The sequence below is a fragment of the Enterobacter sp. DC1 genome (assembly GCF_000568075.1).
GTDB classification, from domain to species: Bacteria; Pseudomonadota; Gammaproteobacteria; order Enterobacterales; family Enterobacteriaceae; genus Enterobacter; species Enterobacter asburiae.
Map to the genome: position 1 here is coordinate 353,582 of NZ_AZUA01000002.1, position 13,955 is coordinate 367,536.

A 13,955-nucleotide genomic window follows, 5' to 3' on the forward strand; every position below is an offset into this window, starting at 1 on the left:
AAATCTCAGCCCGGCATTGCAATTTCCCCCAGCTTTATCCATGATCGAAGTGTGACATTCGTCATATAACAGAAGGTATTGCTATTACTATGGAATGGATTGCCGATCCCTCAATCTGGGCCGGGCTGGTTACGCTGGTCGTCATCGAGCTGGTGCTCGGGATTGATAATCTGGTCTTTATCGCCATCCTCGCTGAAAAACTGCCCCCTTCCCAGCGCGACCGCGCGCGCGTAACGGGCCTGCTGCTGGCGATGGTGATGCGGTTACTGCTGCTGGCCTCTATCTCCTGGCTGGTGACGCTCACTCAGCCTCTGTTCTCCATCCACGGCCTGAGTTTTAGCGCCCGCGATCTGATCATGCTCTTCGGCGGGTTGTTCCTGCTGTTCAAAGCCACGGTGGAGCTCAACGAGCGGCTGGAAGGCAAAGACAGCGAGAACCCAACTCAGCGCCGCGGGGCGAAATTCTGGCCGGTAGTGGCGCAAATCGTGGTGCTGGATGCGGTCTTCTCCCTCGACTCGGTGATCACCGCCGTCGGGATGGTGGACCACCTTGCGGTGATGATGGCCGCGGTGATTATTGCCATCACGCTGATGGTCATGGCCAGCAAGGCGCTGACCCGCTTTGTGAACAGTCACCCGACCATCGTGATCCTCTGTCTGAGCTTCCTGCTGATGATTGGCTTTAGCCTGGTAGCCGACGGTTTTGGCTTCCATATTCCGAAAGGCTACCTGTACGCCGCCATCGGCTTCTCCGTCATGATTGAAGCGCTTAACCAGCTGGCGATATTTAACCGCCGCCGCTTCCTGTCCGCGAATCAGACCCTGCGTCAGCGCACGGCCGACACGGTTATGCGCCTGCTGAGCGGTAAGAAAGAGGATGCGGAGCTGGATGCCGAATCCTCCGCCATGCTGGCCGATCACAGCGACGGGCTGATCTTTGACCCGCAGGAACGACGGATGATCGAGCGGGTGCTCAATCTGAACCAGCGGACGGTCAGCAGCATCATGACCTCGCGGCATGACATTGAGCATATCGACCTGACGGCACCGGAAGAGCACATTCGCGCCCTGCTGGATAAAAACCAGCACACCCGCGTGGTGGTGACCGGCGGTGAAGAGGAAGAGGAGCTGCTGGGCGTGGTGCACGTTATTGACCTGCTCCAACAGCAGCTTCACGGCGAGGCACTCAACCTGCGCGTACTGGTACGCCAGCCGCTGGTCTTCCCTGAGGGGCTACCGCTGCTTTCCGCCCTTGAGCAATTCCGTAACGCGCGCACGCACTTTGCTTTTGTAGTGGATGAGTTTGGTTCGGTGGAAGGGCTGGTCACGCTCAGCGACGTCATGGAAACCATTGCCGGTAATCTGCCTAACGAGGTAGATGAGATTGACGCCCGCCATGATATTCAGAAAAACGCGGACGGTTCGTGGACGGCTAACGGCCATATGCCGCTGGAAGACCTGGTGCAATACGTGCCGCTGCCGCTGGATGAAAAACGGGAATATCACACTATTGCCGGCCTGCTGATGGAGTATTTGCAGCGTATCCCGCAGCCGGGGGAAGAAGTTCAGGTGGGCGACTATCTGCTCAAAACGCTGCAGATTGAAAACCATCGCGTGCAGAAGGTTCAGCTCATTCCGCTGCGGGATGAGGAAGAACTGGATTTTGAGGTGTAAAAAAGCCGGGTGGCGCTGCGCTTACCCGGCCTACTACGTCAGGATTTTGCTGGCCGCCCAACCGGCACTACGACGTCAGGCTTTTATAGGCCGGGTAAGGCGAAGCCGCCACCCGGCGCAACGGACATCAAAGCTTATCCAGCAGCTTCTTCACATCCTTACCGTCCTGTGAGTCTTTATTGCGTTCCGCCCAGCCGCTAAGCCGACGTTTCGCTTCATCCTGCAGATGCTTACGCAGGATCTGATCCACCTCCAGACTGTAATTCAGGGCCTGCCATTTGCCGTATACGGTCAGCGGGACCGGCGTCTCTTTCAGGAAGTCGATGAGCTTGCTTTCACCCTGCCAGCCGGAAAGTACGCGCACGTTAAAGCGCGTGTCCGCCGTCTCTTTCACCAGATCCAGCTTACCTTCACCGGTGATTGATAAGAGTGAAGAAGTACCCTGCATTCCGTCGAGAGTAAGTTGTCCGTTGTCCAGCGTCAGGTCCGTGGTGAAGCTGTCGAGGCGCGTGGCGCTGTCGTAGTTATCCTGGGCCTTCACATCGCTGCTGCGCTCAACCGCCTGCTGCACCAGCTGCTGGAAGTTAAGCCCTTCCATACGGGAATTCTTCAGATCAAGATGCGCCTGCCCCTGCCACTCGTGGCGGAAAGCATCAGCATCAATTTTCGTGCCTGAGAAGTCACCCGCGAGCGTCAACTGCCCCGTCAGGGATATCGGATAGTTAAACGCGTTCAGGATGGTGCCTATCTCAACGTTGTCGAGACGCGGCTGGAATTCGGCGGTGGCAACGTCTTTACGGACGTCCAGCGTGCCGGGCAGCGAGAGGTTCCCTGCGCCCATCTTTCCGCTCAGCTCGGAGATCACCAGCAAACCGTTATGGTTAAACATCTGGCTGCTCACGTCGGTAAAATCAATGCCGCGCCAGCGCAGGCTATTGGCTTTCAGCAAAATATCCGCCGTGAACCCGCGCAGGGCGTTATAGTCAGGCTGATCGAGATTAGACGAAATAACCGGACGTGATACCGGTGCCTGGCTTTGCCCCGTCTGCGCGGCATCGCTGTCCGTGGCGCTGGCTGGCAGCGGTGGCAGCAGATTTTCCAGGTTGAGCTTGTCAAACTGCAGATTCAGCACCCACTTCGGCTTCTCTTCGAGCGTGACGCTCGCCTGCCCTTTCAGGCTACTGTCATTTGCCTGCAGGTTGAGATTATCCAGCTCCAGCTGCTTTTGCTCTTCGCGCCACACGGCCTGCAGCGTTCCCTGCCCGGTTATCCCCTGGGTGGGGAGATCGGCCCCCGTCAGCTGCCAGTTCAGCTGCTGGATGTCGGCCGTAAGCTGGTGCGGGTAGTCCGAGGCGTTCACATTAGCATTCAGCGACAGGGTCAAATCACGCTGATCGCGGTTCACGCGCCCGCTAAATTCCAGCGATGCAAGATGATGAGCATCCTGTTCCATCTGCAGGTTAATGTTGCGAATGGTCACCTGCTCCTGGTGCTCATGCTGGAAAACCAACACGCTATCGGCAACTTTCAGCTTGCCTATATCAAAGGACCAGCCGGTATCGGACGGATCATCAGGCAAAGTATTTTCGCGCGGCGCAACCGGCGCACTGGCATCACGCACGGCTTCGGTTTGCGGGGTGAGCTGGATCACCGCGCCTTTCAGCATCACCTGCTTAACCTGCAGCTGATGGGAAATGAGCGGGATCAGCGCCACATCAAGGCGCATGTTGTCTGCGGACACCAGCGGCTGAGACGCCCCCGGTGCCGTGAGCGACATGCGGCCAGAGAGAATGCTGAGCTGCGGCCAGACGTGCCAGCGCAGCGGCCCGTCAAGATTCAGCTGATAACCACTGCGCGCCTCGACCTGCCGCACCATGTAAGCGCGGAAATCGTTGGGGTTAACCAGCAGAACCAACGCCGAAAGGCCGGCCACAAGCACCACCAGCAAAATCATCAGCGTTGTCAGAACTCTTCTCATGGCATCCTCAATGGGCTAACGATCAGTCTTTATCAATACGGCTGGCAACCGCGCCCTGCTGGTCGCGATATTTTGCGTCCTGCCGACGGTTATAAGGACGATCTGCCGGGCCTGACAGCGGTTCAAAGCTCAACGCGCCGATCATCATGCCCGGACGCAGCGCCAGCGGCAATTTACCGGCATTGAAGAATTCCAGCACGATACGCCCCGACCAGCCAGGATCGATACGGTGTGCGGTCACGTGAACCATCAGCCCCAGTCGCGCCAGCGAAGAACGACCATCAAGCCAGCCGACCAGGTCCGGCGGCAGGGTGACGGATTCAAACGTCACCGCCAGGGCCAGTTCACCCGGATGCAGATAAAAGGCTTCGCCCTCGTCGATAACGATTTCGTCACTCATCACGCGATCGAGCGCGGCGCTGACTTCGTCCTTCGGCCCACTAAGGTCAATGAACGGTGCAGTATGGCCGCTAAAGGTGCGGAATTTATTGCCTAACCGTACATCAACGGTCACGCCATTGATACGCTCAACGGGCGGACGTGGGGTAATAGACAAACGGCCTTCATCCAGCCAGGCTTCAATATCGCGATCACAAAGACGCACGGCACTTTCTCCTTTCATGCATCGTACCCTGAGGCGTTAAGCGCTCAGGGTAAAACCAGGTTATCTCTGAACGGTACACAATTCGCGCGGCTTATTCAAAAAACTGGCTGATTTTCGCTTTTAAGATATCAATAGCAATGCGGTTTTTACCCCCGCGCGGCACGATGATATCGGCGTATTGCTTGGATGGCTCAATAAACTGCAGGAACATCGGGCGGACCGTTTTCTGGTATTGCGCCATGACGGAGTCCATCGAACGGCCGCGTTCATTCACGTCACGCTTGATGCGGCGCATCAGGCAGATATCCAGCGGGGTATCAACGAAAATCGAGAAGTTCATGGATTCACGCAGGCGGGCGTCGGTCAGCAGCAGGATGCCTTCAAGGATAATGACCTTTTTCGGCTCGATGCGGATGGTTTCCTGGGTGCGGGTGTGTTCTACGTAACTGTAAACGGGCAGCTCAATCGCCTGGCCGCTCTTGAGCGCTTCTAAATGCTGGAACAGCAAGCTGTGATCCATTGCATTTGGGTGGTCATAGTTGGTTTTGACGCGCTCTTCCATCGACAGATGGGATTGATCTTTGTAATAGCTGTCTTCGGGAATGACGCCGATATGCTCATCACCTACTTGTTCACGCAGTTCGCGATAAAGCGTACTGGCAATTAGACTTTTACCTGAAGCCGATGCGCCGGCGATGCCTATAATGACGCACTGATGAGACTTATCAGTCATAAATTTAGCGACCTGATTAACCTGGATGTTAAGGAAGGACGACGCCGGAGCGTCAAACGCGGCAATTATAGGGATTTCGCGGGCGTGATACCAGTCGAATGCACAGGTTCTGCGAGACTGGCCGAAAAGTGGCGCTTTATTCCCTGAGTGAAATTTAAATGAACGTTTTTTCAGCGTTTAACCGTTTTTTTCTCACGGAGCCTCTATTTAATAAGTCTGTGGTGTCAAATTCTGAGCGGTCACCATATGAATTGTAAATTGTTTGTACTAGCATAAACCAAATTATCAAATTCACGCGTTCGGACATCTTCCCTGACGGCATGGCGTCTCTGGATAAAGCGGTAATGAATAAACAATACCAGCGGGTTTTGGTTACCACCCCACATCCTTTAATACGACTTGTCTGTCTGGGCCTGGTCACCTTTATCTTTACCTTATTTTCGCTGGAGCTCACCCGGTTCGGCACCCTGCTGGCCCCGCTCTGGTTCCCCACCGCGATTATGATGGTGGCGTTTTACCGCCATGCAGGAAAAATGTGGCCGGGAATCGCCCTGGCCTGTTCGTTCGGCAATATTCTGGCCACCTGGATGCTGTTTTCGTGGGGATCGATAAGCCTCACCTACACCTCAATTAACGTGGTTGAAGCCTTTACCGGCGCGCTATTGCTGCGCAAATTGCTCCCGTGGTACAACCCGCTGCAGAATCTGAATGACTGGATCCGCGTGGCCATCGGCAGCGCAGTGATACCGCCGCTGGTGGGCGGCGTCCTGGTGTCTCTGCTGGCTCCCGGCCCCGAACCCCTGCGTAATTTCTTCGTCTGGGTGTTGTCCGAAGCCATTGGCGCGCTGGCAGTGGTACCGTTGGGGCTGTTATTTAAACCGCATTATCTGCTGCGCCACCGTGACCCGAGACTGCTGCTGGAAACCCTGACCACGCTGGCCGTAACGCTGGCCCTCAGCTGGGCAGCCATCACCTGGCTGCCGTGGCCTTTCACCTGCGTTATCGTTTTGCTTATGTGGAGCGCCGTGCGCCTGCCGCGGATGGAAGCGTTCATGGTGTTTCTGGTCACGGTGATGGTTGTGTCGCTGATGATTGCCCGAAACCCTGTGGCGCTGACAACCCAGCACGTCGGGCCGATGCTGAACGCCCCCTGGCTGCCGTTCCTGATGCTGCTCCTGCCTGCCAACGTGATGACCATGGTGATGTACGCCTTCCGCGCAGAGCGCAAACACATCACCGAAAGCGAGGAGCGTTTCCGTAATGCGATGGAGTATTCCGCCATCGGTATGGCGCTGGTCAGCATTGAGGGCAAATGGCTTCAGGCTAACAAGGCGCTGTGCAATTTCCTCGGTTACAGCCAGACCGAGCTCCAGTCGCTGACCTTCCAGCAGCTCACCTGGCCGGAAGATCTGCACACCGACCTGGAACAGCTCGAACAGCTGGTCAACGGCGACATCAATACCTATACCCTCGAGAAGCGCTATTACACCCGCAACGGGGAGGTAGTCTGGGCGCTCCTTGCCGTCTCCGTCGTGCGCCATGCCGACGGCTCGCCGCTCTATTTTATCGCCCAGATTGAAGACATTAACGACCTGAAGCAGACCGAGTGGGTCAACAAACGCCTGATGGAGCGCATTACGCTAGCTAACGAAGCGGGCGGCATCGGCATCTGGGAGTGGGATCTGGAGCCAGACATTATCAGCTGGGACAAGCGGATGTTTGAGCTGTATGAAATCCCGCCGCACATCAAACCCACCTGGCAGCTCTGGCACGAGACGATGCTGCCGGAAGATCGTGCCCACGCTGAGCAGGTGCTGCGTGACTCGCTGATTTCCCGCCTGCCGTTTAAGCTGGAATTCCGCATCCGCGTGAAGGAAGGCGTGCGCCATATTCGCTCTCTGGCAAACCGGGTGCTCAATAAGCAGGGTGAAGTCGAACGGCTGCTCGGGATCAACATGGACATGACCGAGGTGAAGCAGCTCAACGAGGCCCTCTTCCAGGAAAAAGAGCGTCTGCACATCACCCTCGACTCCATCGGTGAAGCGGTGCTGTGTACCGATATCAACATGAACGTCACCTTTATGAACCCGGTGGCCGAGAAAATGAGCGGCTGGCTGCAGACCGAGGCTATCGGCCAGCCGATCCTCAAGGTGTTGCACATCACCTTTGGTGAAAAAGGGCCGCTGATGGAGAATATTCACAGCGGCGATATGTCCCGTTCCGATATCGATCAGGACGTGGTGCTGAACTGCCGTACCGGCGGGAATTTTGATATTCACTACAGCATTACGCCGCTCAGCACGCTGGACGGGCAGAATATTGGCTCGGTTATCGTGATTCAGGACGTGACCGAGTCGCGCAAAATGCTGCGTCAGCTGAGCTATAGCGCCTCCCACGACGCCTTGACCCACCTGGCAAACCGGGTCAGCTTCGAAAATCATCTCAAGCGGCTCCTGCAGACCGTTCGCGAAACGCGCCAGCGTCATGCCCTGGTGTTTATCGATCTCGATCGCTTTAAAGCCGTCAACGATACGGCAGGCCACGCGGCGGGCGATGCCCTGCTGCGGGAACTCTCTTCCCTGATGTTGACCATGCTCCGCTCCAGCGACGTGCTGGCGCGTCTGGGCGGGGATGAGTTCGGGTTACTGTTACCGGACTGCAATATTGAAAGCGCGCGCTATATCGCCGGTCGCCTGATCCACACGATCAATGACTATCACTTTATGTGGGAAGGCCGCCTGCACCGGATCGGCGCCAGCGCAGGCATCACGCTGATTGATGAAAATAACCATCAGGCGTCGGAGATCATGTCGCAGGCGGATATTGCCTGTTATGCCTCAAAAAACAGCGGGCGCGGCATGGTGACGGTTTACGAACCCCAGCAGGAGCGGGATCACAACACGCGCAGCATGATGTCGCTTGATGAACAGTGGCACATGATTAAAGACAATCATCTGCTGATGATTGCCCGCAGCGTCGCCTCTCCGCGCATCCCGGAAAGCAGTAATTTCTGGCTGCTGTCGTTACGCCTGTGGACCAGCCAGGGCGAAGTCCAGGAAGAGCATGCCTTCCGCTCGGGCCTGGCGGAGCCTGAGCTTTTGCACGCCCTCGACAGGCGCATTTTTAATGAGTTTTTCCGCGCCTCTGCCGCCCAGGTCGCCAGTAAAGGCATGGGGGTGGCGCTGCCGCTTTCTGAGGCCGGTTTAGCCAGCGTAACGCTGGTTGATGAACTTCTCGACCTGCTGGATAAAAGCCCCATGCCGGGCCGTCTCCTGCATCTGGTTATCTCTGCCGACGTGGTGTGCAGCCCGGATAAAAACCTGCAGCGGAGTCTGCAAAAGCTTCGCCAGGCGGGCTGCCGCGTGATCTTCAGCCAGGTGGGTCGCGACATGAACGTCTTCACCCACCTGACCGCCAATATGGCCGACTATCTGATGCTGGACGCAGAGGTAGTAAGCAACGTGTATGGCAATCTGATGGATGAGATGATGGTGACCATTGTGCAGGGCCACGCCCAGCGTCTGGGAATGAAAACCATCGCAGGCCCCTGCAACCAGCCCATCATGATGGATACGCTCTCCGGCATCGGCATTGATTTTATCTTTGGTGACACCATCGCCGAGCCGCAGCCGCTGGATCTACTGCTCAATACCAGCTATTTCGCCATCAACTGACGGCGCCCAGCCGTCGGTATACCAGATGTGCAGCAGCGCGTAAGAGCGCCACGGCTTCCAGCGCTCGGCATAACGACGAATTTGCGCGGGCGTCATCCCGGCAAAGCGTTGCTTAATCAGATAATCATCCGGCAGAAAGACATCTTTAGCCTGCCAGCCGCGCAGGGCAAGGTAGTTTGCCGTCCAGCGCCCTATCCCCGGCCGCTGCTGTAGCGCCTTCATCCCGGCTTCAATATTCGCGGGCGGGAAAAGCGGAAACGTCCCGTCGATGACCGACTGTGCCAGATGAATTAACGATTCCGCCCGCTTTACCGGCATGCCTAACGCTTTCAGCGCCAGCGGGTCCGCTGCCGCCAGCGCGTCCGGCGTGGGGAAGCAGAGATAGCCCGGACAATCCGCCACCGGTTCGCCGCACAGCGCCACCACGCGCGACGTCAGTTTCGCCGCCATCGCCACGCTCACCAACTGCCCTAGGATCGCCCTGACGCCCTGCTCGTACGCGTCCATCGCCCCCGGCAAACGCAAGCCTGGCCGGGCAGCACCGAGATCGCCCAGCGTATCCGCGACGTGCTGCGGGTTGCAGGCGAGATCGAACAGGCGCTCTATGCGTTCAAGGCACGTCTGCGCAACCGGAATTAACCCCGGACTGAGCGTCACGGTCAGCGTATGGGTGGCGATATCCGGCGTGACGCGAAATATCCCCTGATGCCCTTCGCAGGCAAAACTGCGCTCGTAGTAGTCGTGCGTGACGGTTTCAATGCCCGTCACCGCACGCGCGCCAAGAAAGCCAAACATCCACTGCCAGTCGTAAGGGGGTTGCCAGTTCAGGGTGTACATCGTTGCTCCTTTTTTGTTCTTATCAGCATAAACGGAAAGACCTTGTATTGCCTTGCTTTCATATTCCTGTTGTCGCCATGCGGACATTTCGTTAAAGTCTCGCCCCTTCTCACTGGCATGGGGATTCATCGTGTTTATTGGATTCGACTACGGTACGGCAAACTGCTCGGTTGCGATTATGCAAAACGGGCAGCCACAGCTCCTGAAAATGGAAAAAGAGAGCACGCTGCTGCCGTCAATGCTCTGCGCGCCGACGCGTGAAGCGGTGAGCGAATGGCTGTTCCGCCACCATCAGGTTCCGGCCACGGCGGCGGAGACCCTGGCGCTGCTGCGCCGGGCGGTCAGCTTTAACCGCGAGGAAGACATCGACGTTACGCCGTCCAGCGTGCAGTTCGGCCTCTCTTCGCTCGGGCACTACATTGAAGATCCTGAAGAGGTTTACTTCGTTAAGTCGCCAAAATCCTTCCTGGGCGCCAGCGGCCTGAAGCCGCAGCAGGTGGCGATGTTCGAAGACCTGGTGTGCGCGATGATGCTGCATATTCGCAATCAGGCGCAGACGCAGGTCTCCGATGCGATTACCCAGGCGGTCATTGGCCGCCCGATCAACTTCCAGGGGCTGGGCGGCGACGAGGCTAACCAGCAGGCGCAGGGGATCCTTGAACGCGCGGCGCACCGGGCAGGCTTCCGCGACGTGGTGTTCCAGTACGAGCCGGTTGCGGCGGGGCTGGATTTTGAAGCCACGCTGACGGAAGAGAAGCGCGTATTAGTCGTGGATATCGGCGGGGGCACCACGGACTGCTCGCTGCTGCTGATGGGACCGCAGTGGCATAACCGTCGCGATCGCGAAAATAGCCTGCTGGGGCACAGCGGCTGCCGCGTAGGCGGTAACGATCTCGATATCGCGCTGGCGTTCAAGAGCCTGATGCCGCTGCTCGGCATGGGCGGTCAGACGGAAAAAGGCATCGCCCTGCCGATCCTGCCGTGGTGGAACGCGATTGCCATCAACGACGTGCCTGCGCAGAGTGATTTTTACAGCACCGCGAACGGCCGCTTCCTGAACGATCTGGTGCGCGACGCGCAGGACGCCGAAAAAGTTGCCCTGCTGTATAAAGTGTGGCGTCAGCGCCTGAGCTACCGCGTGGTGCGTACTGCCGAAGAGAGCAAAATTGCCCTTTCCGATCGTACCGAGCATGCGGTCTCCTTGCCGTTTATCAGCGACGATCTGGCCACCGCGATTTCGCAGGACGGGCTGGAGACGGCGCTCGCGCAGCCTCTACAGCGTATTCTGGAGCAGGTGCAGCTGGCGCTGGAGAACGGTAAAGAGAAGCCGGACGTTATCTACCTGACCGGGGGTAGCGCCCGTTCGCCGCTGATCAAGAAAGCGCTGGCGGAACAGCTGCCGGGCATTCCGATTGCCGGTGGGGATGACTTTGGCTCCGTTACCGCTGGTCTGGCGCGCTGGGCGCAGGTGATGTTTAGCTAAAACTACGCTCGCCCCTTAACTATCATAGGGGCGAGCGGATTCAGGGTGCGGTAAGGCGCGGATTGTCCTGCTTTTCCTGCCCTGGAGACTTCTTTTCCCGGACGAGCCTCTCGATATTTCCACACCGCTTCATGAAGCCTTTGAACTCAGCCAACGCCACCGGGGGCATAAAAAAGTACCCCTGCTGGTAGTCGACCTGATTATCCACAAGCCAGTCGCGCTGGTAGTCATATTCCACCCCCTCAGCCACGGTTTGCAGCCCCAGAATGACGGCCAGATTTATTATCGACTCCAGCATCGGCTGCGACTGCTCATGCGCGTGGATGCCGTTGATAAAGGTCTTGTCGATTTTAATCACATCGAGTTCAAGCTCGTTCAAATAGCAAAGATTCGCATACCCCGTGCCAAAATCATCCAGCGCAAACAGTACCCCTCGATTGCGCAGGGAGCGGATCAGCTCTTTTATTGCCGGAGTGACCACCAGCGTCTGGTTTTCGGTTATTTCGATCATAAGCTTTATCGGCAACGATTCCGTTAACTCTAAAAAGTTAAGGCACTCCCAGTAAAAGACGGGATTGCTCAGGCTGGAAGGGCTTACGTTAAAGGCGACAAAAAAGGATTGTCCGTGCCAGTGAATGCTGTGATTTAAGTCGCTGGCCACCTTATTCATTAAATAGCTGGTAAGCTCATTAATAAGTCCGCTTTTTTCCGCGAGCGGAATAAACTCACGCTGGGAGATGGCGTAATTATGACCCAGCGGCCAACGCGCTAGCACCTCTACCCCACTCAGTTCTCCATTGCTGCCCACAATAGGTTGATAATACGGAATAATTTCCTCATTCTTCAGCGCCAGGCTCAATCGATCGGTCTCGTTATTATCACAGACATAGCGCGGCGGCTTTTCATTTCCACTTATTCTTTCTGCCAGCAGGCCGTTACGAGAAAGAAAAATAATGGACTCATTGAAATTATCAAATTCCAGACGATGGGTTATTTTATCCCGATAGCGATAAAGCGATTTCACCGCCAGCGAATTCGCCCGGCAAAATTCCTCCTGGCCTGTTCGGGTAAATGAGGCATTAAGCATCTCCTGTTCAAAATCGCTCAGGCGAAATTCATCAACAAAGCCTATTCTGACGGGCGCACCGTTTTCAGTATTCGCCATCAAAATCTGCTTCAGCGAATCAATGATATCACCAGCGTCCTGTTTTGCATCGATACACTCCGCGTATTCAAAGCCTCGGTTAATACATTTATTTTCACTCAGCTTAATAACCACACTCTTGATATTAATAAACTGACTGCTGTTTCTTTGCAGCCACCTTTTAACCAGGCCAAATGGCATTCGGCTATCAATAATTAACAGGCAGGTTTTGTACTGGGGCGTGGAGATATCAGAATCGTTAATGTAGGTTCCGGTATCCACCAGTATCAGATTAGATAAAAATGACCTAATTCCTGAGAAAAGATAAATGTCATAACTAAGCAGGAAGACCTTTTTCGTGTTCATAATCATCACCATCATGGTTTTAATTGCAAAAGCTATCCCTCCCTCAAATAGAGAGAACATTCACAATTGATTCGGTTTCCAACGACATACATGTCAGATAATTAATAGTCTCATTGCAAAGCTAAGGAAAATTTTTTTATATCCCCCGGGCTACGGTTGCGGTCAGAGTTAAAATGATAAGAATATTCCCACCACCAGAACAGGGAATTTTCTCAGCTGCGGCAAGTACAAACAAAGACCCTTACATTCACAACCAGACAAACTTAAATTTTAAAAATAAATCATCTGGCAGAGAAAAATTCCTGTAAATTATTGTAAGACAGAGAATCACTTCGCACGACAGACCATCAGCGTGCGGCGCAAATCCCTGATACCATAAACATTGTCGTCGATATGGATAACCTTGTAATAAAACAGCTTCTGTTTTGACATCAGCAGATCCGTTATCGCGTCAGGCAGATCGTCATTATCGTTCTTGACTATTGCCAGGCGCTCTGTACGCAGATATCCGTCGCTATCCTTCCCTAAAAAACGCAGCGACGTTGTGCGATTCACGGCATACTGTTTATCATTTACGTCCAGCACGCCCACCTGCGACAGCATCCCGTCTTTTTCCGAAGAGATCCTGAATACCTGGAGTACCTCTCCCTTTATTTTTATCCCGTCTTTTTGCGTGTCCAGCTCGAGATGATATTTAGAAGTACAGACCAGCGCTGCCGGGATTGCTCCACGATGAAGTACAATGAAGAACAGAGCGACCAGCGCGGTCATGATGCTAATAAAAATAATTTTGGCACTCATACGCCACCTCTTTTTCATCCATCATACAAATACTGAAGAAATGCTCTTTCAGTTTATTGCTCTTAGACAGGCTGTTATCGTCATAAAATATGATGGCTTTCTTCGTGCCGTTACAAATGTTATTAAAACCTTCCCATCGTTTAGAATTCAGAAACTTAAAAATTTTCTCTGACGAATTATCATCCATCGTATACACTTCGCAGACTCCGGTGTTTGAAATATGCACCACCCCGTCGTTACTGCGAAACATTACGGTGAGAAAAATACCCATACCTCCCACTAAAACCAGAAAAAAAACAAACCAGACTAAAAATATTTTTTCCCGGGGAAACGTCACTACATGATTAACATTCGCTTCGTCTTTCTCAGCAGCATCCAATATATCTTCACGGTTATCGTTGACCTGCGCCTGAAAAATAAAACCTTCTCGCGGAATGGTAATGATAACACCATCAATCCCCAGCGTAGAAAACCCCTTGCGTAACAAACTAATACTTTTATTAAGACTATGTCCGGAGGGATTCGTACCATACCTGGCCCAGACTTCTTCAATGATCAGTTCGCGGCTTAATTGGCGAGCATTATTTATAATAAAAAAATCCAGTAATCTTGCCACCGAAGCGGAAAGAACAAGTTGTTGATCTTGTACGCTCAATTCTCGT

The 13,955-nt window shown here is 54.7% G+C and carries 10 protein-coding genes; 3 read left to right on the plus strand and 7 right to left on the minus strand.

Annotated features, from left to right (window positions below; genetic code table 11):
* Positions 1-89 precede the first annotated feature (89 nt).
* On the plus strand, positions 90-1,673 hold the full coding sequence (locus tag P346_RS14025) for a TerC family protein (protein ID WP_023312406.1): 1,584 nt from the start codon (positions 90-92) through the stop codon (positions 1,671-1,673).
* Positions 1,674-1,800: 127 nt separating this feature from the next.
* Here P346_RS14025 and asmA read toward each other — a convergent pair whose 3' ends face one another.
* The 3 genes from asmA to udk form a co-directional block, all read right to left on the minus strand.
* Entirely contained in the window at positions 1,801-3,651 is a 1,851-nt protein-coding gene (asmA, locus tag P346_RS14020) for an outer membrane assembly protein AsmA (protein ID WP_032658832.1), read from the minus strand.
* Between the two features lie 22 nt (positions 3,652-3,673).
* A complete protein-coding gene (dcd, locus tag P346_RS14015; RefSeq protein WP_023312408.1) occupies positions 3,674-4,255 on the minus strand; it encodes a dCTP deaminase in 582 nt (193 codons plus the stop codon).
* A gap of 91 nt (positions 4,256-4,346) precedes the next feature.
* Positions 4,347-4,988, minus strand: a complete 642-nt coding sequence (gene udk, locus P346_RS14010; RefSeq protein ID WP_008500855.1) for a uridine kinase — start codon at positions 4,986-4,988, stop codon at positions 4,347-4,349.
* A gap of 344 nt (positions 4,989-5,332) precedes the next feature.
* Here udk and P346_RS14005 point away from each other — a divergent pair, with 344 nt between their 5' ends.
* Positions 5,333-8,662 (plus strand): diguanylate cyclase, encoded by a 3,330-nt coding sequence (locus P346_RS14005; RefSeq protein ID WP_032658835.1) that lies wholly within the window; start codon positions 5,333-5,335, stop codon positions 8,660-8,662.
* On the opposite strand, the gene alkA is transcribed toward P346_RS14005, so the two are convergent.
* The gene (gene alkA, locus P346_RS14000) at positions 8,627-9,499 is read right to left on the minus strand and encodes a DNA-3-methyladenine glycosylase 2 (protein WP_032658837.1); all 873 of its coding nucleotides are present in this window, start codon (positions 9,497-9,499) and stop codon (positions 8,627-8,629) included. The genes P346_RS14005 and alkA overlap by 36 nt on opposite strands.
* Positions 9,500-9,629: 130 nt before the next feature.
* On the opposite strand from alkA, the gene yegD reads away from it, so the two are divergent.
* Positions 9,630-10,982, plus strand: a complete 1,353-nt coding sequence (gene yegD / locus P346_RS13995) for a molecular chaperone (protein WP_032658840.1) — start codon at positions 9,630-9,632, stop codon at positions 10,980-10,982.
* 40 nt (positions 10,983-11,022) lie between these two features.
* Here the strand turns inward: yegD and P346_RS13990 are convergent, their stop codons facing one another.
* From P346_RS13990 to P346_RS13980, 3 genes are all read right to left on the minus strand, one after another.
* Complete coding sequence (locus P346_RS13990) at positions 11,023-12,492, minus strand: EAL domain-containing protein (protein ID WP_084492150.1); 1,470 nt, start codon at positions 12,490-12,492, stop codon at positions 11,023-11,025.
* Positions 12,493-12,819: 327 nt separating this feature from the next.
* A complete protein-coding gene (locus P346_RS13985) occupies positions 12,820-13,293 on the minus strand; it encodes a hypothetical protein (RefSeq protein ID WP_032658842.1) in 474 nt (157 codons plus the stop codon).
* Entirely contained in the window at positions 13,268-13,948 is a 681-nt protein-coding gene (locus P346_RS13980) for a winged helix-turn-helix domain-containing protein (RefSeq protein ID WP_233456543.1), read from the minus strand. Before P346_RS13980 ends, P346_RS13985 begins: the two co-directional genes overlap by 26 nt.
* Positions 13,949-13,955 lie beyond the last annotated feature (7 nt).